This window comes from Candidatus Hydrogenedentota bacterium (genome assembly GCA_016791475.1).
GTDB lineage: Bacteria > Hydrogenedentota > Hydrogenedentia > Hydrogenedentales > JAEUWI01 > JAEUWI01.
Map to the genome: position 1 here is coordinate 12,679 of JAEUWI010000070.1, position 20,079 is coordinate 32,757.

Sequence of the window (20,079 nt, forward strand, 5' to 3'; positions counted from 1 at the left end):
TCCCATTTCTTCTTCGTGGTTAAATATTTTGTTTCAATGCCTCATGTCAAGGTCCGCGCACACTGAAAACGCTTGAGCCTCAAAAAAACAGACCTACTATCCTTAAGTTTGAGTCCTTTGAGGTTGAATCCCATTTCACCCCTTCTCGAACCACGCAAATCAAACCCCTCTTATCTGTGTGAATCTGTGAGAATCTCTGGGAAAATCTTCTCTCCAAGCCGCCATCAAATCCCGCACGTTTCACTTTTGCGTTCTTTGTGGTTAACCTTCCGCTCAGACCTCAGACTCGCACTCTTCATTTGCACTTTCCCCGCTGGTTTGCCATCATAACCCTTGTATTGGCAAGCATGTAGTAGCTCTGCAATGAGCTGGGATGGTACGACGCAATGGTTCTCCAAAAAAACGCCCGCACGGCGGCCCTTAGCAGTGTGGCAAGCATGGCACTATCGGTTTCTTTCTGCGCATTCGCGGATGCACCCGACTTCGCCACGCAAGTCCTTCCCATCCTGGAGCAAAACTGCTTCAAGTGCCACGGCCCCGAACAACAGAAATCCGGTCTGCGCCTGGATTCCCTGGCGGCGTTGTTCGTCAAGTCTGCCGTTGTCCCGGGTGATCCCGAGAGCAGCCGAATGATCCAGGCCATTCGTCACGCCGATGCCGACCTGAAGATGCCGCCCGACGCCAAACTCCCCGACGATGCCATCGCAACGCTCGAGTCCTGGGTGGCCGCGGGCACGCCCTGGCCCGGCACCACCGTGGACGCCGCCCGGACCGAAGCCCGCGCGCAGATTGCCGCCGAGATCGATGGCAATGAAAAATACTGGGCCTTTCGCCCGCCTGCGAAGCCCGCCTTACCCGAAGTGGCCGACGCGCGGTGGTCCTCGAATCCCATCGATACCTTCGTCTTCCGGAAGCTCACCGATCAGGGCCTCACTCCCTCGCCAGCGGCCGATCGCCATACGCTCATCCGTCGCCTCTACCTCGATGTGCTTGGTCTCCCGCCCACGCCGGAAGAAGTCGATGCCTTCGTCGCCAATCCCGATCCAGGGGCCTACGACGCCCTCGTCGATCAAGTCCTCGCGTCCCCCCACTACGGCGAGCGCTGGGCGCGCCACTGGCTCGACGTCGTCCGCTTCGCAGAGACCTACGGCTTTGAAATGAACCAACCGCGCCCGAACGCCTGGCGTTATCGCGACTATGTAATCAACGCATTTAATCAGGACCTTCCCTACACCCAGTTCATCCGCGAACAACTCGTGGGCGACGCCCTGGGCGCGGACACCGCCACAGGCTTTCTGGTCGCGGGCCCGAAAGACATGGTGACCAGTCCCGACATCGTGCTGACCAAAAACCAGCGCGACACGGAACTCCACGATATGGTCACCACCACCGCCGGCGCCTTCCTGGGGCTTACCGCCGGTTGCGCCAAGTGCCACGATCACAAATTCGACCCCATCTCCCAGCGCGATTACTACCAGATGCGCGCCATCTTTGCGGGCGTAAAACACGGCGACCGCGAGATCAGGTCCCCCGAGCGGGACGCCCAACTGGCCAAGGCCAAGGTAGTCTCCGAGCAAATCGCAAAGCTCGCGGGACAGCTCTCCGCCTTCACCCCCATGGCCGTGCTCGACGTCACCGCCATCGACGATGAGGGCCCCCTCGTCCCCGCGACGGGCCCCGCGCGCACCACCCTCTGGGTTCGCCCCATGGAGCGCGGCGTTCTCGGCAAGTCCGAGACGGAGCCCGGCGAAAGCTATGCACTCTGGACCGCCAACACCGGCCAGGTCCTCATGTCGTGGCACCCCGCAACGACCGGCGAGCAGCGAATCCACCTCTCCTGGATCGTAGACAAGGATCGCTGCACCAAAGTGACCTACCTGCTCGACGCGGATGGCAACCCCGCCACCAGGGACGATCAGACGCCCCTCGCTACCGTCGATCAAACCCGCGCCGCCTCACAGCGCGAAACCGACACCGGCGAGAATATCTGGAGCGGCTTCTTCGACGCGGGTATCCACACCCTGACTGAGCAAAGCGCCATCCTCCTCCGCGCCGACGACAACAAGGGCAAAGTGGCGGCGGATCTCGTCGCGATGGGTGCGACCGCACTGGCTGCGCGTCCCCAGCTTCGCCCCGCTGTAAACTATGCGAAGAACGAAGACCGCTTCGCGCCCATCGAAGCCAAAGCCCTCCGCTTCACCGTCGGCAAGGTCAACCAGCACGGCGCCTGCATCGACGAACTCGAAATTTACACCAGCGGTGACATGCCCGAGAATATTGCCCTGGCCGGTGCCGGCGCAATCCCCTCCGCCTCCAGCGAATACGGCAACGAGCTCCACACCATTGCGCACCTGAACGACGGCAAATACGGCAACAGTTTCAGTTGGATCCCCAAAGAGGGCGACACCGGCTGGGCCCAGATCGACTTTCCCGCGCCTAGGGTAATCGACCGCGTCATCTGGGGCCGCGACCGCGAAGACAAGTTCAAAGATCGCCTCGCCACGGAATATACCATCGAGGTCCAGACCGCCGACGGCGCCTGGCGCACCGTGGCCAACCAGCGCGACCGCGCCCCCTTCGGCATCAAAACGCCCAACGTCGCCCAATACGCCACCGCCGGCCTCGACAGCGCCGGTCGGGAACGGCTCGCATCGCTCCTTGCATCGCAGAAAACCCTTGAAACCGAATTCAAGACCCTGAGCGATGTTCCGAAAATCTACGGCGGCGTCTTCACCGACCCCGAGCCCACCCACTTCCTCTACCGCGGCGATCCCATGGCCGAGCGCGAAGCGGTCAACCCCGGCGGTCTGTCCCACGTCGGCGCGCCCCTCCAACTGACCGACGCCACGCCCGAGCAGGAACGGCGCAAGATGCTCGCGGACTGGATCGCCAGCGCGGACAACCCCCTCACCGCCCGCGTCATGGTCAACCGCATCTGGCAGCATCATTTCGGTCGCGGCATCGTCGATACCCCCAGCGATTTCGGCGCCATGGGCGCACGCCCCACCAACCAGGAACTCCTCGACTGGCTCGCCGCCACCTTCATCGAAGAAGGCTGGAAGCCCAAGGCCCTCCACCGCCGCATTCTCCTTTCCCAGACCTATCGCCAGTCCAGCGCCCCCCGGCCCGACGCCCTCGCCGCCGACGCGGCCAGCGTCTACCTCTGGCGCTTCCCCCCGCGACGCCTCGAAGCCGAGCCCATCCGCGACGCCATCCTCGCCACCAGCGGCGTCCTCGACCTCGCCATGGGCGGCCCCGGCTACAACGCCTTCGAGCCCAACGACAACTACGTCCGCGTCTACACACCCAAGAAAACCTTCGGCCCCGAAGAATGGCGCCGCATGATCTACCAATACAAACCCCGCGTAGCGCAAGACGAAACCTTCGGCATCTTCGACTGCCCCGACGGCGGCCAGCACCAGCCAAGACGCACGACCTCCACCACGCCATTACAGGCCCTCAACCTCCTCAACAGCCCCTTCATGAACCAGCAGGCCGAACTTCTCGCCAGGCGGTTGCAAAGCGAATGCACCGCCCCCGAAGACCAGGCCGCCCGCGCCTTCCGCCTGGCCTACTCGCGCGATGCGCTGGAAGAAGAAAAGGCGGCCTCTGCGGAGTTCATTAAGGAACACGGTCTCATGCTGTTTTGTCGCGCGCTCTATAATACGAATGAGTTTTTGTATGTGAATTGAATTCATAGTATCTTGGATACGCTGACTCGTCAATTGAGCCCGTTCACAATATGGAAGGAGCCCACCTATGAATTGTCGTGGCACTTATATAGTGTTGATTTCCTTAGTTCTAGGATTGAACACACTCTACGCTGAACCGCAGAAAACAACTGAGGCGGACATTTCCACTTGGCGAAAGTTAGCTGCCGAAGGGGATGCTGCCGCACAATATCTCCTAGGCGGAAGCTATGCGTTTGGCAATGGGGTTCCTAAGGACGAGAAGACAGCACTAGACTGGTATCTCAAAGCTTCGGAACAGGGACATGCCGACGCACAGGTTAGCTTGGGCATGTGCTACGAGGATGGTAAGGGCACCTCGCAGGACTACAGTAAAGCCGCTTCCTGGTATCGGAAAGCTGCAGAACAGAAACACGCTTTTGGCCAATACTCACTGGGAAACTGCTATGCCACAGGGCACGGGGTAAAGCAGGATTTTGAAGAGGCTACCAACTGGTTTCGTAAGGCAGCGGAACAAGGTCTTGCCAGCGCGCAGTGGACACTTGGCGTCTTTTACTCCGAGGATTGGGCTATGGGTAAAGACTTTAAAGAGTCGGTCAAATGGTTCCGCATGGCTGCGGAACAAGGACATGCCGAATCGCAAGCGCAAATGGGACGACATTACCTTGGCGGCATGGGTGTACCGATAGACAACGCTGAAGCGGCAAAGTGGTTCCGCAAAGCAGCCGAGCAAGAAAATTCCACGGGGCAGGACGGTCTCGGCTTATGCTATCGGTTCGGTTTTGGGGTACCCAAGGACTATGTCACGGCCTACCATTGGTACAACATCGCCGCAGTATCCCGAAAGTCCGCCGCAATCGAAAGAGACGAACTCGCGTTGCTGATGACCGCCGAGCAGATAGCTGAGGCGCAACGTCGCTCGTCCGAATATCTTCAGCAGCGCCAACAGTAAAATACTGTCCCATTACGGTTGCTCCGTCACGACCGCCAACCCAGGAATTTCGTCGAAATCTGTGGCATTGTGCGTAGCCAAGGGAATGGAGTATCCAACGGCACAAGCCGCAATCCAAGTATCGTTGGACGTAATGGGTCGGCCGATGCGGTGGCGATGCGCCACTATCCTCCCGTAACAGCGGGCAACTTCGATGTCATACGGAACCGCGACCAAACCACTGAGCATTGCGTTGAGGGACCGCCATTTCAATTCTCCCCACCCTCGCTTCTCCGCGCCGAAATAGAGCTCCCCGATGGTGACGAATGAAACTGCCAAGAGCTTTCCCTTGAGATGGGGGCGATAGCGATCCGCCAGATCCCCTCCCCGCATGAGGTAGGAGACAATATTCGTATCCAGAAGTATCTCTGCCCCCGCCACTTCCACTATCCTCGCGCCTGCGTTGCGTGTCGATGCTCGTAGATCAACGCCTCAAAGCCATCGTCTGGCTCACCCGGCCACGTGCCGTAGAAGACGCGAACGTCCTCTACCGGAACAACGCCTTGGGCCTTGGCCAGTTCAGCCAGCGTCTGATGTCGCCAAAAGTCGCCGCGCGAGTGCTCTTCCGGTGTAGGTGTTCTTGCTGCAGGGTCTTGAATTGCCATGGGGACGATCTCCGTGATTCGCTACTTCTCCAGTATACACGATTTTGAGCCCAATCTGATTCTCCCTCTTTCCCATCTGTGAGAATCTTTGAAGATCTGTGGGAAACCTCCCCCGCCCCAGCCCTCAACGTTTTCTCCGCTCATCCCCCTCCACCCATTCGTGTACATTCGTGTTCATTCGTGGCTCCATTTTTTCCCTGATTCTAACGCCGTAGTTCACTCCGCCCCCCAGAAAAGTGCAACGTCCGATCCATATATATAGCGGCAGTACGTGGGGAATATCCGAATCAGACCAAAGCTATCGGCCCCGTCCAATCCCGCTGGATGAATTTTGTCGACCGCTCTCTGGGGCTATACCGGTTACCCCCCTCCGATGTCGGCAGACTCGCCAGCCCCCGTTGGAATGGTTCAAACCGATAGCCTGACAAGGACCCGGGCCCACCTGCCGCCCTCTGCCAAAGGGGCTTAGGCATTCCTGCCTGAGACAGAACCTACCGAGGCATGGAAAGGTATTGCGAACGTGTCGGACAGCCTGAGATACCAGCGTCGTGTTTTCGAATAGCTAGGGATCAGTACACATCTTCGAGTCATTCGAATGGCGACGTAATCTTTGTCTCAGACAGGAATGTCTAAGCTCCTTTAGCGCTTCACCTTGCCGCGCACGATTAGTATCGAAACGCATGGTCCGAACCTGCACGGCGTTGTGCATTAGCCACACGCCACCGATCCGCCCGAACCCACTTCCCCCCTCGTCATACTTCGTAATTCATAATTCGCACCCCATATCTGCTATCCTCTCTCCTGTCGACAAAACGAGAGGCAGTACCCATGACCGACAATACGCCCCCACGCGAAATCTACCCCGACGGCCAGCACCTTCTGAACCGCCGCAGCTTTCTTCAGTCCGCCGGCGCGGGCTTGGGCGGCATTGCGCTGTCCGCGTTACTCGCGGAGCAGGGCATGCTTTCGGCCCAGGCGTCCACCGTGCCGATTCGCCCCGTCATTGACCCCACGCAACCGCTGGCGGCGCGCCTTCCTCACTTCAAGCCGCGCGCGAAGAATGTACTGGTCATTTTCTGCTCCGGTGCGTGCTCCCACCTGGATTCGTGGGACTACAAGCCCGAACTCATCAAGCGCCACGGTCAGCCCATGCCGGGCAATGAGAACCTCGTCACGTTCCAGGGCGAGCAGGGTGCGCTCAACAAGAGCCACTGGGAGTTCCGTCCGCGCGGGCAATCGGGCAAGATGATCTCCGATCTCTTCCCCAATCTCGCGGAGATGGCCGACGACTTCTGCTTCATCCACTCCATGACCGCCAAGAGCAACACCCATGGCCCGGCGGAGAACCAGATGAGCACGGGCTTCACGCTGGAGGGCTTCCCGAGCATGGGCGCCTGGGTGAGCTATGCCCTCGGCAGCGAGGCGAACGACCTCCCCGCCTTCGTCGCCATTCCCGATCCGCGCGGCGTGCCCCAGACCGGACCGAACAACTGGGCCTCGGGCTTCCTCCCCGCCGTGTTTCAGGGCGTGCCGTTTAACGCGCAGAAGCCCATCCCCAACCTCGCCACGCCCGCCAATATCAAGAGCGGCGACGAGGCCGCCACGCGCGATTTTCTGAAATTCCTCAACGACAAACACCTGGAGCGCTTCCCCGGCGACACCGAGCTGAGCGCGCGCATTTCGTCCTACGAACTTGCGGCAAAGATGCAACTCCGCGCGGCCTCCATGAGCGACTTCGGCAACGAAAGCCCCGAGACGCGCAAGCTCTATTGCATCGACGACACCAATCCGCTCAAGGCGGGCTTCGGCAAGAACTGCCTCCTCGCGCGCCGCCTCATCGAGCGCGGCGTGCGCTTCGTCCAGCTCTTCAACGGCGCCTACGCCATGGGCGAGGGCGTGGGCAACTGGGACGGCCACAAGACGCTGAAATCTCAGTACGACATCCACGCACCGATCCTCGACGGCCCGGCGGCGGGCCTGATCAAAGACATGAAGGCCCGCGGCCTCCTGGACGACACCCTGGTCGTGTGGACCACGGAATTCGGCCGCATGCCCACCTTCCAGAAAGGCGCCAGCGGCCGCGACCACAACCCCAGCGGCTTTACCGTCTGGATGACCGGAGCGGGCGTAAAGCAAGGCTTCAGCTACGGCGCAACAGACGAGTTCGGTTACAAGGCGGTAGAAAACGTAGCGACTATTTACGACTTTCACGCCACCATCCTCCACCTGCTCGGCCTCGGCCACGAACAGCTCAGCTTCTATCACAATGGCGCGGAAAGAAAACTGACCGATGTCCACGGGCATGTAATTGGGGATGTGTTGGCGTAGATGGAGGATTGATCGAGAGGAACGCAAGGCAAGACCCGACCATGTCCGAGCAAAGTAAAAAAGTCATCGTCATAGCCATAACAATCTCTGCGATATTCTTCTTGCTGGCAGCCCGCGGTTTCTATGAAATGCGTCAGCAGGCCCGTATCGCCAGTTGTATGAACGACATCAGGATGGTCCACAACGCCTTTGATGTCTACGCAGAACAACACAGCGGGCTCCTCCCCCCAATCAGCGCCACTCGCGGTAACCTCATGATGGATTCCGAAGGCTTCTATCCCGACTGCCTGCCGAGTTCCTGCTGGCTGCAATGTGAATGGGGCGATGTTCGCCGACAGGGAAATGACAAGAATCGGGACCTTGGTCGAGAAGGTTTCAATGACGACAGTTTTGTTTATATCCCATGGGAAATTCGAAATGAAGCGGAGGCGATGGCATTTATTGAAGCCTACAAAGCCTTGGACATGAAAGACCGCGACAAAGATCTCAGGGTTAATATCAACGGCTTTGAACGGGTATTGCCGCGAACTCGCTTTATAGCTTGGGATACCGAAAGCGACACAGATATTGCACCTGTGCCGGTATTCATCGAGTGGCCAGATCACTACCACAAGAACAGCGTGGTTGTACTGTCTAATGGTACCGCAGTCCGCCGCGAGTTTTGCGAGCCTTTTCCTATCACTGACGATTTCATCGCAGCCCTCCGTGAAATCGCCACACTGGATGGTCCACTTCCCTCCGACTGAGCTTCGAACGTGACAGGAGTGACTCTATTTCCCGCCCTTTCACGCAGATAGAAAATCCGTACGCCGGGCGTAGAGCGGTTGGACACTGCGGTAACTGAATGCTCCTCTTCATCTGTGCAGAACAGTGCGATTCTCTGGGAAATACATTCCTGCCCGTCTGCCGCTAACCCCTCGCCATCGGCAGCCGCAGCACAAAACTTGCCCCGCCTCCGGTGCCCCTCTCCAACAATAGCGTTCCCCTTTGTGCGCGGGCCAGGCGCCGGCTCAGCCCGAGCCCGAGGCCCACGCCCGGCGCCGTGCGGGCCGCCTCGTGCACCGACTTGGTGAAGGGCCGGAAGACGCGCCGGGCGTGGCGATCGGGAATGCCCGGGCCATGGTCGCGAACGCGAATTCCGGCCACGCGCGCCTCCGCAAAAAGCTCAATATGGATCCGCCGGTCAGTCGCCGAAACCGCGTACTTGCAGGCGTTGTCAACCAGATTGAATAGTATCTGCTCGACCGATGCCGGATCCGCCCGTACCTGCGCCACCGTGTCCGCCCCTTCCAGCGTCAGGGTCATACCGCCCTGTTCCGCCCGTTGCTGGAGCCGGGGCAGGAGCTCCAGCAGCATTTCTGAAACGTCCGTCTCGACCAGTCGATCATCGACGCGGCCCCGGTCGAGGCGCGCATAGGCGAGCACATTATCCACCAGATGGGACAGACGCCCCGCCTCCGCATGGAGCGTTTCCACATAGGCCTGGCGCTTTGCCTCGTCCCGTACCCTGCCGGTTGCCAGCATCTCGGTATAGAGCCGGAAGGTGGTCAGCGGCGTGCGCAGTTCATGGGTCACGGCGGATACGAAGCGACCGCGCCGCTCGCTGAGCGAGAGCGCCCCCCAGAGCAAGGCGGACACCGCGATGGTGGCCAGCACGATGCCGCCGACCGCAAGCAGCAGGTAAATCTGCAGGGACGAGGTATAGGTTGCCCTGCCCGCTGGCAAGGGTCCAGGGACCAGCAGCACCGGAAGCGCGGCAAGCTGTCGGCCGGGGCTCTCCCCGGTCACTGGCGTGGACGCCCCCTCCGCGACGAGGGAGGCGCCCGGGAGCAGATCGGCCGTCAGCCCCAGAAGCCACTGCTGCAGCGCCGGCCAATTGAGCAGGCAACCCTGAATCATTACCCCGTCCTCCGTCCGCACTGTGCGCACGAGGAGCAGATCCTCTCCATGCCACAACGGGATCATGGGCCCTTCCTGACGGCTGCCGTCATCCGATTCACTTTCAGGCGCCATCGAGTTTCGAAAGACTTTTGTCGGCGCGGCGTTGCTCTGCACCAGCGCCTGCGAGGTGCGCGCCTGCAACTCGGACGCGTTGCTCTGCGCAAGCATATCCAGCGGCTCCGAGACGGTCGGCGAAGCGGGGGAAGGCATCGTCGATTCCGCGCCCTTCCGCTGAACCTGCGACAAGAGTACGGGCCACTGTATCCGCGCGCGGAGTTTGTCCAGAGTCTCGCTGGCCTGCGTCAGCGCCGGAGGGCTGAGAAAGTTTGTGGTCGCGAGCTGCTGGCGCTCCCTGTCGGGCACCTGGGGCGAGGTGATCGTCCCGTCCTCAGCCGCCTCGAAGTGGAGGTCGATGAAAGGCGAATTGAATGTCATCAGCGGCGATGGCAATTCTATCTGTTGCTTGGTCAAGTCATTGCTGACGGGGTCGATGACCTGCGCGGCCCGATAGAAGGCCGAGTACTGCTCCGACGGACGCATGCTCTCCGCGGCAATGAAGGGCCCCAGGGCCGAGTCCATGCGCCACAGGGCCAGGCGGGCATTCTCCTCCAGTGCGGCGGCCTCCTGGTAGGCGCGCTGTTCCCGATCGAGGCGGAGCACTGTCGTCCCGAGCCAGATCGTGGCGATACCGCCGAGTACGAGGCAGGCCCCAAAGAGGGTACCGTACAGCGTCGGCCCTTTCACGCGTTTTCCCCATTTCGGGCCAGCATGTAGCCCTTGCCGCGCACGGTCAACAGGATGGCGGGGTCGGCGGCGCTGTCCCCGAGCTTTTCGCGCAGGCGCTTCACGTGCATGTCGATCGTGCGCGTCTCCACGATCGATCGCGGGTCAATGCGCCAGACGTTCGCAAGCAACTCATCCCGCGAGATGGCCCGGCCCGGATGCTGGGCAAAATAGCGCAGCAGGGTCAGCTCCCGCTCGGACAACTCCGCCCGCCCGCCGCCGGGAAGACGCACTTCGCGACGCTCAAAGTCCACCACCACATCGCGAAGAGACAACTCGTGCACATCGCCGGGGCGCGCCGGTGAGCGCCGCAGCACCGCCTCAACCCGGGCCAGCAGTTCTTTCAGGCTGAAAGGCTTGACCACATAGTCATCCGCACCAAGCTTCAGTCCCTGCACGCGATCACGTTCCTGTCCCAGTGCCGTCAGCACGATGACCGGAAGGGTGGGGCGCGACGCGCGCACAGCGCGGAGGATATCAAAGCCATGACCGTCCGGTAGAATAAGGTCGAGCAGCAGCAAGTCGTAGGCCGCATCCAGCGCAATCGCCTGGCCGTTGCCGGCATCGCCTGCCTGCAGGGTGGCGTAGCCCTCAAACTCAAGGGCGTCCACGATACCACGGCGAATCGCGGCGTCGTCCTCTATCACCAGTATCTTTGGTCCCATGCTGGCCTCTTCTTCGCAGATATCCACCTCCTTCAGCCTGCCACATTCACCCGTCGAAGTGTGTAACTTGAATGTAACCCGCCGGTGCGGCGGATCTACCGATGGGACCGCACCGCGGGAATCCGAACGGTAAAGACGCTCCCGCGCCCCACCTCGCTCTCGAGCCCGATCTGGCCGCCATGGGCCCGCACGATGGCCTGGGCCAGACTCAGCCCAAGCCCATTGCCCGGCTCCGAGCGGCTGGTATCTACGCGGTAGAATCGGCCGAACACCTCCGTTGCGGCATCGCCAGGGATTCCGATACCCGTATCGCTCACCATCACCACCACTTCGCCCTGCTGCGACTCGCACTGCACGCGGACCTGACCGCCGCTATCGGTGTACTTGATCGCATTGTCGATAAGGTGCGCCATAGCCCGCTTCAGCCGCTGCGAGTCGCCCAGAACGGATGGTGCCGGGGAGGCCGTGAACTGCAGATTCAGCCCCTTGTCCTCCGCTGCGGGGCGGAAGAGTTCACACACGTCCTCAACCGCTGCGGCAAGATCGACCTCCGTCCGCTCCATGGATTTTGCCCCGGCTTCCGTCTGGGAGATCTCAAGCATCGTGTTGATGAGGCTCAGCATCCGGTCGCACTCTTCCAGCACACTGCCGCAGCGCTCATGGCCCATGGCGTCCGCTTCCGACTCCGCCAGTGCCATCTCCGCCTCCCCCCGGATTCGCATCAGGGGCGTACGGAGATCGTGGGCAATGTCATCGGTTACCTCGCGAAGCTCGCGAAAAAGCACCTGGATGCGGTCGACCATGGTGTTGAAGGCATTGGCCAGCTCGTCTATCTCGTCGTGATTCCGGCTCACGGGCACACGGTGGTCCCACCGGCCTTCTGTTATCTTCACCGCGGCCTGGGTCAGGCGTTGCACGCCCGCCAGTGAGCTCCGGGCCATGTAGGCCCCGGCCAGAAGCGAGCAGCACACGAACGCCAGTGTGGCAATCATGAATACCCGTCGAAACTGGCTCAGCAGCGCCCGGTTGCCCTCCTGAGACTCTCCCTGCTCGAGGATCATGTTGTCCGCGATCACGCCGTACAGCAGTCGGGCATGAAAGTCCCGTTCCCGGTCATAGTAATCCACAAACACCGGTTTACCCGTGAGCGCCGCCTGAAGATGGGTGCCGCCATTCATCAAATCGTGCCACGAGGAGGTGTCCGTCGTAATCAGAATATTTCCGGCGCGATCAAGTATCCGAAAGAAGACCTGATCGGTCCCTTCCGAAAATGCTTCGCGCTCCAGCACATCTTCGAGCACTTGCAGGTTTTGCGATTGCAGCAAAGCCGCATACTCCACCACCTCCTCGGCCAGATCGGAATCCATGCGCTTGCGCAGGGAGCCTTCCAGAAAAAGGTAGCACACGGCGAGCACGGCAACCATGGACAAGCAACAGCAGGCCGCATAGTTCAGGCTGAGCCGCAACGCCAGCGAATGGAGGAATCTACGATTCTGTCCGGATAACATAGCCCGCCCCCCGAATCGTTCGAATCATCGGCGTGTCGAAATCACGGTCCAGCTTGTCCCGCAACCGACTCATGCGGGACTCGACCACGTTGGTGCTCGGGTCGAAATCATAGCCCCAGACCTGATCCATGATCATGGTTTTCGAGACAATTTTCCCGCGATTTCGGACGAGGTATTCCAGCAACGCAAATTCCCTCGGCTGGAGGTCGATAAGCTGTCCGGAACGTGTGGCCGTGCGGCGAATCAGATCAAGGGTAAGATCAGCCACCGTCAACGTAGTCGGCTCCGCCGTGGCGGTGGCCCGGCGCACAAGGGCCTGCAGGCGGGCGATCAATTCGGCAAAGGAAAATGGCTTGACCAGATAGTCGTCGCCGCCGGCCTGCAGCCCCTTGATTCGGTCGTCCACGGAATTTCTCGCGCTGAGGATCAGCACCGGCATCAGATTGCCTTCGCGGCGCAAATCCTGAATGAGATCAAGCCCGTTCATTCTGGGCAGCATCACGTCCACCACGGCGGCGTCGTATCCGTCGGCCATGGCCATTTGAAAACCATCGATTCCATTGTCGGCAGAATCCACGACACACCCCTCCTGCCGAAGCCCCTGGACAATGAAATCGGAAATCTTTCGGTCGTCTTCGACCACGAGTACGTGCATAGTCTTCCCTGCGCGCGCCCGGCAGCCCGAATTGCACGCTTCAGTTGGCTCTGGATGGGCCATTCTACCAAAGGTCCGCAGGAAGAAACCTTGCCAATTGGTAATGTTCCCGCAAGGGACCGGTAATAAGGGCACCCCTATACTGCGCCACGTCCGCTATCGACACCTCAAACGAAAAGGTAGTTTCTTGACAAGCTTTCGTCACAGTGAATTTTCCCGCGCTGCGATGCCCTCAGTACGGCATCTGCCCGCCATCGCCGCGGAGCTGTTTCTATCATGACCGTCCAGGATACTCCCCTGCAACTTGCGGGCGCGTGGCACGCGCTGGGCATCGCGGGCGCCATCATCTTCTACAGCCGCTTCTACATTCAGTGGATCGTATCGGAGCGTGAGGGCCAGAGCACCCTTCCTGAAGTCTTCTGGCACCTGAGCACCGCGGGCTCGATGGCGCTGCTGGTCTACGCCATCGCGACCCGCTCCCCGCTCGGCGCCCTGGGCCAGTGCTTCAATATCGTCGTCTACGCCCGCAATTTGCTCCACCTCTGGCGAAGGCGCTTCACCGTGGGCCCGGGCGTCAATCTTCTGCTCCACGGCTTCGTCGGGTGCACCGTCATCGTTTCGGTTGCCTTCCTCATTTCCATCTGGGCGGGGGAGCTGCACATGAACCGGGCCGCGACCCCCGATGCTGCCCGTCAGGCGTGGTTCTGGCTCGGCCTGGGGCTCGCGGGCCAGGTGCTCTTCGCGGGGCGCTTTCTCATCCAGTGGATTGCCACGGAACGGAAGGGGGAATGCACCGTGCCGCGAATCTTCTGGCAACTGAGTGTGGTGGCCACGGTGCTTCAAGCCGCCTGTTTCGTCCAGCGGGGCGAATGGGTCTTTGCAGCCGGCTCATCCGCCGTCCTGTTTGTTTATTTTCGAAATCTCTCCCTGCTTAACGTGAACGCACTGGAAACGATCGCCGACTCATGAATCCCCGATACCACCTGCCCGTCCTCGTAGGACTTTCGATTTTGCTGTTTGTCATTAACCTGGGCGGCTACGACCTCTGGCCCCCGGATGAGCCCCGCTTTGCCCAAGTCGCCCGCGAGATGCTCCAGTCCGGCGATTACCTCGTGCCCCGTATGAACGGCCAGCCCTACACGGAAAAGCCTCCCTTGCTTTTCTGGATGGCCGCGGCTTTCTCCCTGCCTGTCGGTGATGTAACGGAGTTTACCGCCCGACTGCCCCTGGCCCTTGGCGGCATCGCCACCGTCATCCTGACCTACCTCCTTGCCGGACGCCTCTTCGACTCCCGGATCGCCTTCTGGTCGGCCCTGATCCTCATCACCAACCAGCGCATCTGGTGGCAGGCCCGATTCGGTCAGATCGACATGCTGCTCACAGCCTTTGTAACAGCGGCGATCCTGTGTTTCTGGCAGTGGCACCACACGCGGCAGCAACGCTGGCTGATCGGCCTGTACCTGTCGATGGCCGCCTCCCTGCTTACGAAAGGACCGCCCGGAATCGTCTTTCCCATCTTTCTGGCCATCGCGTTTTTCTGGGGGCGAAAAGAGCAGCGCAAGGGGTTGCATCTCGTGGCGGGCACCGTCGTGGCCCTGCTCATTACGGCGGCGTGGATGATTCCGGCGCGCATGGCCATCACCGTGGAAAGCGGTGTGGCCGCCAGCGACGGCATTGCATCCAACCTCTTCCGGCAGACCATTGGCCGCTTCTTTCTGGGCATCAGCCACGCCCAGTGGCCCTGGTTCTATGGCACCCACCTCCCGCTCGACCTCGTGCCGTGGTCCATCTTCCTGCCCTGGACGCTCTACTGGGTCTGGACGCGTCGAAAGGAATCCGAGCAGATGCGATTCCTGCTCTGCTGGATCGTACCGGCATTCATCTTCTTCTCCATTTGCATCGGCAAGCGCAGTGTTTATCTGCTGCCCCTCTATCCGCCCATGGCGATTTTGATCGCACGCAGCGTACTGGATCTGGTCGAGGGCGACCGGGTGTTGTGGCGTCGCCGTACCTCGGCCGTCTGGGGCGTGGCCCTACTGATCATCGCCCTGGCTCCTCTGGCCCTGCCCTTCACCAAGTATGCCGAAAGCTGGCATTTGTCCCTGCTTTCCCTCAGCGTGGCCGCTGGCGCCTGCGGTATGCAGGCACTTTACACGGCCGTGCGGACGGACGGAAGAAGCCTCGTGCGGGACATGGCGGTTCATTTCAGCGTGGTTGCCCTGCTCTGCTCCATCTTCCTCTTTCCGGCGGTAGACCCCTACAAGTCGGCCCGGAGCTTCTGTGCGCCGCTGCGTTCCCTGGCCGATAGCGAGATCGAATTCAACCTGTACTCCCTGGGCTTTTCCAAGGAGGAATACGTCTATTACGCGCGCCATTTCCACGAACCTATCCTCTGCGATTTGCTCGATATCGCTGAAATGAAAGACCTGCCCGATTATGAACAGGCGCGGACCCAGTCGAAGCTCAAGCGCGCCATTCAAAAGGCCGTGAAGGAAGTGCCCGTTGCCTCCTTGAAGCAAGTCACGGATGAGGAAGTTAAGAAACTTCAAGAGGCCGTCGAAGGGGCACTCGATTCCGACGAGGAGCAGAAGCACTATCTTCCAAGTTATGAAAAGGCCATCGGCGTTCACCTGGACCGCCTCTGCGAAGGCATGGCCAGTCCGCGCCCCGCGTTCATCATGGTTCTGGAAGAGGATTGGCGCTGGATCCTCGCCCTGAAGCCCGACATCCGATCGTTGACCGTGCTCGACGCGACCAATGTGGGCAGCCGAAGTGTTCTGCTGCTGGCGAACGAAGCCGGGGCGGCGACCGTAGGCGCGCAACCACAACTCGCGCGAGCGATGGAGAGCAAACAACCGTGACATGCGAAGTGCCTTCTTCGAACTTCTCCGTGGGAACACACCTTGCCGTGCCCGCAGTGCTTGCAGTCGCAGGAACAATCCTCCAGTACACTGGTCTGGACGAATGGCTGATTCACCCCTTCTTTGACTCGGCTAGCGCAACCTGGCCCTATGAGGCGAACTGGTGGGTGGCGGGATTCATCCATAAGGGTGGACGCGACCTGATTACGGTTATCCTCTCCGCACTGCTGATCGGGCTTATCGCTTCGCGTTTCCACGCGCCGCTCGCAAAGTATCGCACGGATCTGGCCTATCTGCTTTGCGCTTCGCTGAGCGGGATTTTGACGGTGGCCCTCATGAAAAACACGACGCACATCTACATCCCCTCCGACCTGACGGAATTTGGCGGCGCCATGCCCCATATCCGCCTGTTCGATCACGTGGCGCCCGGGCTTCCGATCGGTCATGCGTTTCCTGCTGGTCACGCGAGCGGTGCTTTTGCCCTGATCAGCTTCTACTTCCTCTTCACCGTGCGCGGCTCCCGCTGGCGCTTTCCTTCGCTGGCCGCCTGTCTTGTCCTGGGTTTCACCTTCGGCCTGGCGCAGCAGATTCGGGGCAAGCACTTCTTCAGCCACGACCTCTTCGCCCTCGCCGTCTGCTGGAGCACTGCCCTGGTCGTCCTGTGGCTATTCAGGAACCTGCAACGCACCGCAGAAGTCCAGACCCTGCCCGCTGGCGCCGAAGCATGAAAACGATACGGGCCCTCGCTTTCCCTATTCCTTCACGCCCTGGAATCGCCGCCAGACACCTCAGTGTCCTGTGTGCAGTGTTTATCGTTGTCGCCAATAATGGCGCCCTCTTCAAAGCCCTTAACGAGCGCCTGCAGATGGCCTCGCTGCAGGGTGGTGCATTGGTTGCGAGCATCTATCTGTTGCTCATCACCGTGTGGTGTCTTGTCTTCTTCATCGCGGGACACCCCTGGACGCTGAAGCCCTTGTTGATTGGCTTCATCTGGCTCTCGGCCACGCTGGGCTATTTCAGCCAGCAACTCGGCATCGTTTTTGATGTGGACATGATCCGCAACATGGCGGAAACTATCCGCGACAACAATCGGCAGGAAGCCTTCGAACTGATATCACCCGCTCTCGCCCTCCATCTGACCCTCTTCGGACTCCTCCCCTCCCTGCTGGTGATGTGGGTTCAGCCCGCATACGACAGGCCCCTTCGTGAGCTGGGCTGGCGACTGGCCTGCGGGGTCGCGCTCCTTGCCGTGGTCGGCGTGACCGTATGGAGCAACTATAAGTTCACCAGCTTCTTCGTCCGCGAGAACCGCGAGATACGCGTCTACACGATCCCCACCTATCCTATCTTCGCCCTGGAGAAGTACGCCCGGGACTTTTCCAAGGGGAAAAAGATCGAATTCAAGGAACTTGGGCAGGATGCTGCGCGGCACAAGACAGGGGAGCGGCGGGTGATCGGCATCATGGTGGTGGGCGAAACGGCCCGCGCGGACCATCTCTCGCTCAACGGTTACGGACGAAGGACCAATCCGCTTCTGGAATCCGAAAGGCTGGTGAATTTCACCCACGTGACTTCGGCGGGAACCTCCACCGCCTACTCGGTGCCCGCCATGTTTTCTTTTCTTGCCCCCAAGCAGTTTACGCCGGAGAAGGCGGGGGCCCAGAGCAACGTGTTGGACGTGCTTGAGCAAGCGGGGGTAAACGTCGTCTGGATCGAAAATAACTCCAGCTCAAAGGGCGTGGCCAATCGAATCAAAACGATTGACCTGCGTAAGAATCCCGATCCCGCCGCGCCGCTGTACAGCGACGGCGGGTACTTCGACGAGGCGCTGGTTACCTATCTCGATGGGTGCCTCGACAATACACCGGGCGACGTGCTGATTGTGATGCATACCATGGGCAGTCACGGGCCAACCTACCACAAACGCTACCCCCCATCATTCGCCCAGTTCACACCGGATTGCCAGGGTAACTCTCCGCAGGAGTGTGAGGAGGACCAAGTAATCAACGCCTATGACAACACCATCCTGTATACGGACTTCGTGCTGGAAGGATTGATTGATTATCTCAAAGGGCAGGCGGGGGACTGTGATACATTTCTGCTCTACGCATCCGATCACGGCGAGTCTCTGGGGGAAGAAGGGATTTATCTCCACGGCCTGCCACCCTTCCTGGCGCCGGAGGCCCAGACCCACGTTCCCATGTTGGCCTGGCTTTCAGACAGCTTTGCAACGAGCCATGGCCTGGCGGCACCTGCGGCCGGGGCCACGATCGACACGCCCCTCTCCCATGCGAACCTGCCCCACACTTTGCTGGGACTGCTGGATGTGAGTACGGAGCTTTATAGGAAAGACCTCGATCTCTTAACCGTGGTTCGGGACGCCGAAGCTGCCGGCTGAACGATTCTCCAGTGAGAACGCCTGGCCGCTGATTCTATTCGCCGAGACTCTTGAGTTCGTCATAGATAGCCAGAGCGGTCTTCCGTGCTTCATCGTGGTTTACCATGGGGTGCGGGTAGTTATTTCCAAGCGTCACGCCATGGGAAGCGAGTTCTATCGGCCCGAGTTCCCAGGGGCAGTGAATGTACTTGTCGGGTAGTGCCGCCAGTTCGGGCACCCACTTCCGCACATATTCCCCGGCACCGTCGAACTTCATTCCCTGGGTCACGGGATTGAAGACCCGAAAATAAGGCGCGGCATCGGCCCCGCATCCGGCCACCCATTGCCAGCCCAGCGAGTTGTTCGGAAGGTCGGCGTCGAAGAGCGTGTCCCAGAACCAGTCCGCCCCTTCGCGCCAGTGAATGCGCAGGTCTTTGATGAGAAAAGAAGCCACCACCATGCGGACGCGGTTGTGCATCCAGCCCGTCTCCCACAACTCGCGCATGCCCGCATCCACAAAGGGATAGCCGGTCTGGCCGCGCTGCCAGCGCTTGAGGTACGCGTCATTCTTTACCCAGGGGAATCGGCCAAAGAGTTCCTTCAACGGCTCCTCCGGTGTGTGGGGAAAATGATAGAGCAGGTGGTGGGCAAATTCCCGCCAGTAGAGCTGGCGAATGTAGGACTCGTTCGCATTTACCGACTCGTCGCGGTGGACGGGGTACTGGCGCACCGCATGGGCTATCTGGCGCGGCGAGATCTCGCCGAAGTGGAGATAAGGCGACAGGGTGGAGGTACCCGAGATTCCGGGCAGATCACGGTTCACGGGATAGCCCGTCACTGGCTCGTCCACCCAGGCCGCAAGACGCGCCTGGGCCCCCGCCTCGCCGATCTGCCAATGGCGCAGCATCTTGCCCACCCAGGGGTGCTCGGGGGTTAGCGTCAACGATTCAAGCGTTTCGGTTGCGGGCCACTTTACGGGCGCGGGGATACGCTCGGGCGCGGGATAGGGCACTGCGAGGGGTTCGCGCTTCAAGCAGGCATTGTAGTAGGGCGTGAATACCTTGTAGGGCTCGCCCATTTGCGTCGCCACATCGTTCGGGGCGTTCAACAGGCTCCCGTTGAATACCTTGATTGATCTCCCCGACTCGCGGAGGGCGTCGCGCACGTCGGCTTCCTGCCGAAGGGCCGAGGGTTCATAGCGCCGACTCGCAACGACGGTATCGGCACCGCATTCATCGCACAGGGAAAGCAGTATGTCGCACGTGGAACCCTGCCGCAGGATCAACCTGGACCCGCAGGTCTCATAGGCTGCCGCGAGCGCCGCCAGTGAGCGCTCCAGCCAGGCCCGCGTCGCCGCACCGGGAGGCCAGTTCCCCTCCTCCTCGGGGGACCAGATGAAGACCGGAATGACGGGTTGCCCCGAGGCGATGGCCGCCGTCAACGCGGGGTTATCGGCCAGTCGCAGGTCGTTGCGGATCCAGTAAAGGACGGATGAATGGGGCATGCTGGTCTCCGATGAGAAGGCGATGATACAGCGAGATTTTAATACTTTGTCTAAGTTATGTCAAATAAAAAATAGACACGCCAGTCTATTGACTGCAATCAGTAACCACCGGTAGAACCGGTGGTATGAGGAAGGCCCCTGAAAGGGGCCGCGGTGGATTGAATGTAAAGTC

At 60.4% G+C, this 20,079-nt stretch carries 15 protein-coding genes; 8 read left to right on the forward strand and 7 right to left on the reverse strand.

The window, feature by feature from the left end; translation table 11 throughout:
* Window positions 1-437: 437 nt before the first annotated feature.
* Both JNK74_25050 and JNK74_25055 read left to right on the forward strand, forming a co-directional pair.
* Window positions 438-3,692: a DUF1553 domain-containing protein gene (locus JNK74_25050; GenBank protein MBL7649458.1), complete on the forward strand. Its 3,255-nt coding sequence runs from the start codon at window positions 438-440 to the stop codon at window positions 3,690-3,692.
* Between the two features lie 67 nt (window positions 3,693-3,759).
* Complete coding sequence (locus JNK74_25055) at window positions 3,760-4,641, forward strand: SEL1-like repeat protein (GenBank protein MBL7649459.1); 882 nt, start codon at window positions 3,760-3,762, stop codon at window positions 4,639-4,641.
* Between the two features lie 12 nt (window positions 4,642-4,653).
* Here the strand turns inward: JNK74_25055 and JNK74_25060 are convergent, their stop codons facing one another.
* Together JNK74_25060 and JNK74_25065 are read right to left on the reverse strand one after the other, a co-directional pair.
* The gene (locus tag JNK74_25060; GenBank protein ID MBL7649460.1) at window positions 4,654-5,061 is read right to left on the reverse strand and encodes a type II toxin-antitoxin system VapC family toxin; all 408 of its coding nucleotides are present in this window, start codon (window positions 5,059-5,061) and stop codon (window positions 4,654-4,656) included.
* A gap of 5 nt (window positions 5,062-5,066) precedes the next feature.
* Window positions 5,067-5,285, reverse strand: a complete 219-nt coding sequence (locus tag JNK74_25065) for a hypothetical protein (protein MBL7649461.1) — start codon at window positions 5,283-5,285, stop codon at window positions 5,067-5,069.
* Window positions 5,286-6,113: 828 nt separating this feature from the next.
* On the opposite strand from JNK74_25065, the gene JNK74_25070 reads away from it, so the two are divergent.
* Window positions 6,114-7,613 carry a DUF1501 domain-containing protein gene (locus JNK74_25070; GenBank protein ID MBL7649462.1) on the forward strand — a complete coding sequence of 500 codons (1,500 nt, stop codon included), beginning with the start codon at window positions 6,114-6,116 and terminating at the stop codon, window positions 7,611-7,613.
* Between the two features lie 41 nt (window positions 7,614-7,654).
* A complete protein-coding gene (locus tag JNK74_25075; GenBank protein MBL7649463.1) occupies window positions 7,655-8,359 on the forward strand; it encodes a hypothetical protein in 705 nt (234 codons plus the stop codon).
* A 163-nt stretch (window positions 8,360-8,522) separates the two neighbouring features.
* On the opposite strand, the gene JNK74_25080 is transcribed toward JNK74_25075, so the two are convergent.
* From JNK74_25080 to JNK74_25095, 4 genes are all read right to left on the reverse strand, one after another.
* The gene (locus tag JNK74_25080; GenBank protein ID MBL7649464.1) at window positions 8,523-10,298 is read right to left on the reverse strand and encodes a HAMP domain-containing histidine kinase; all 1,776 of its coding nucleotides are present in this window, start codon (window positions 10,296-10,298) and stop codon (window positions 8,523-8,525) included.
* Window positions 10,295-11,002, reverse strand: coding sequence for a response regulator transcription factor (locus tag JNK74_25085; protein MBL7649465.1), 708 nt, complete (start codon window positions 11,000-11,002; stop codon window positions 10,295-10,297). The genes JNK74_25080 and JNK74_25085 overlap by 4 nt, the downstream gene beginning before the upstream one ends.
* A gap of 95 nt (window positions 11,003-11,097) precedes the next feature.
* Window positions 11,098-12,510, reverse strand: a complete 1,413-nt coding sequence (locus JNK74_25090) for a HAMP domain-containing protein (protein ID MBL7649466.1) — start codon at window positions 12,508-12,510, stop codon at window positions 11,098-11,100.
* Complete coding sequence (locus JNK74_25095) at window positions 12,488-13,165, reverse strand: response regulator transcription factor (protein MBL7649467.1); 678 nt, start codon at window positions 13,163-13,165, stop codon at window positions 12,488-12,490. The genes JNK74_25090 and JNK74_25095 overlap by 23 nt, the downstream gene beginning before the upstream one ends.
* Window positions 13,166-13,441: 276 nt before the next feature.
* On the opposite strand from JNK74_25095, the gene JNK74_25100 reads away from it, so the two are divergent.
* Genes JNK74_25100 through JNK74_25115 form a run of 4 tightly spaced genes read left to right on the forward strand, consistent with a single transcriptional unit; the run spans window position 13,442 to window position 18,424 of the window.
* Entirely contained in the window at window positions 13,442-14,134 is a 693-nt protein-coding gene (locus JNK74_25100; protein ID MBL7649468.1) for a lipid-A-disaccharide synthase N-terminal domain-containing protein, read from the forward strand.
* Window positions 14,131-16,026, forward strand: coding sequence for a glycosyltransferase family 39 protein (locus JNK74_25105; GenBank protein MBL7649469.1), 1,896 nt, complete (start codon window positions 14,131-14,133; stop codon window positions 16,024-16,026). Before JNK74_25100 ends, JNK74_25105 begins: the two co-directional genes overlap by 4 nt.
* A 29-nt stretch (window positions 16,027-16,055) precedes the next feature.
* Window positions 16,056-16,754: a phosphatase PAP2 family protein gene (locus tag JNK74_25110; GenBank protein MBL7649470.1), complete on the forward strand. Its 699-nt coding sequence runs from the start codon at window positions 16,056-16,058 to the stop codon at window positions 16,752-16,754.
* Window positions 16,751-18,424, forward strand: a complete 1,674-nt coding sequence (locus tag JNK74_25115) for a phosphoethanolamine--lipid A transferase (protein MBL7649471.1) — start codon at window positions 16,751-16,753, stop codon at window positions 18,422-18,424. The genes JNK74_25110 and JNK74_25115 overlap by 4 nt, the downstream gene beginning before the upstream one ends.
* A 34-nt stretch (window positions 18,425-18,458) precedes the next feature.
* Here JNK74_25115 and JNK74_25120 read toward each other — a convergent pair whose 3' ends face one another.
* Window positions 18,459-19,907 (reverse strand): deoxyribodipyrimidine photo-lyase, encoded by a 1,449-nt coding sequence (locus JNK74_25120; protein MBL7649472.1) that lies wholly within the window; start codon window positions 19,905-19,907, stop codon window positions 18,459-18,461.
* Between the last annotated feature and the right edge of the window lie 172 nt (window positions 19,908-20,079).

Excerpts from the sequence above, each read along its gene's own strand:
- JNK74_25070 (MBL7649462.1), top strand. The coding sequence starts at position 6,114 with ATGACCGACAATACGCCCCCACGCGAAATCTACCCCGACGGCCAGCAC.
- JNK74_25090 (MBL7649466.1), bottom strand. The coding sequence starts at position 12,510 with ATGTTATCCGGACAGAATCGTAGATTCCTCCATTCGCTGGCGTTGCGG.
- JNK74_25085 (MBL7649465.1), bottom strand. The coding sequence starts at position 11,002 with ATGGGACCAAAGATACTGGTGATAGAGGACGACGCCGCGATTCGCCGT.
- JNK74_25115 (MBL7649471.1), top strand. The coding sequence starts at position 16,751 with ATGAAAACGATACGGGCCCTCGCTTTCCCTATTCCTTCACGCCCTGGA.
- JNK74_25105 (MBL7649469.1), top strand. The coding sequence starts at position 14,131 with ATGAATCCCCGATACCACCTGCCCGTCCTCGTAGGACTTTCGATTTTG.
- JNK74_25050 (MBL7649458.1), top strand. The coding sequence starts at position 438 with ATGGCACTATCGGTTTCTTTCTGCGCATTCGCGGATGCACCCGACTTC.
- JNK74_25100 (MBL7649468.1), top strand. The coding sequence starts at position 13,442 with ATGACCGTCCAGGATACTCCCCTGCAACTTGCGGGCGCGTGGCACGCG.
- JNK74_25055 (MBL7649459.1), top strand. The coding sequence starts at position 3,760 with ATGAATTGTCGTGGCACTTATATAGTGTTGATTTCCTTAGTTCTAGGA.
- JNK74_25120 (MBL7649472.1), bottom strand. The coding sequence starts at position 19,907 with ATGCCCCATTCATCCGTCCTTTACTGGATCCGCAACGACCTGCGACTG.
- JNK74_25075 (MBL7649463.1), top strand. The coding sequence starts at position 7,655 with ATGTCCGAGCAAAGTAAAAAAGTCATCGTCATAGCCATAACAATCTCT.
- JNK74_25095 (MBL7649467.1), bottom strand. The coding sequence starts at position 13,165 with ATGCACGTACTCGTGGTCGAAGACGACCGAAAGATTTCCGATTTCATT.
- JNK74_25065 (MBL7649461.1), bottom strand. The coding sequence starts at position 5,285 with ATGGCAATTCAAGACCCTGCAGCAAGAACACCTACACCGGAAGAGCAC.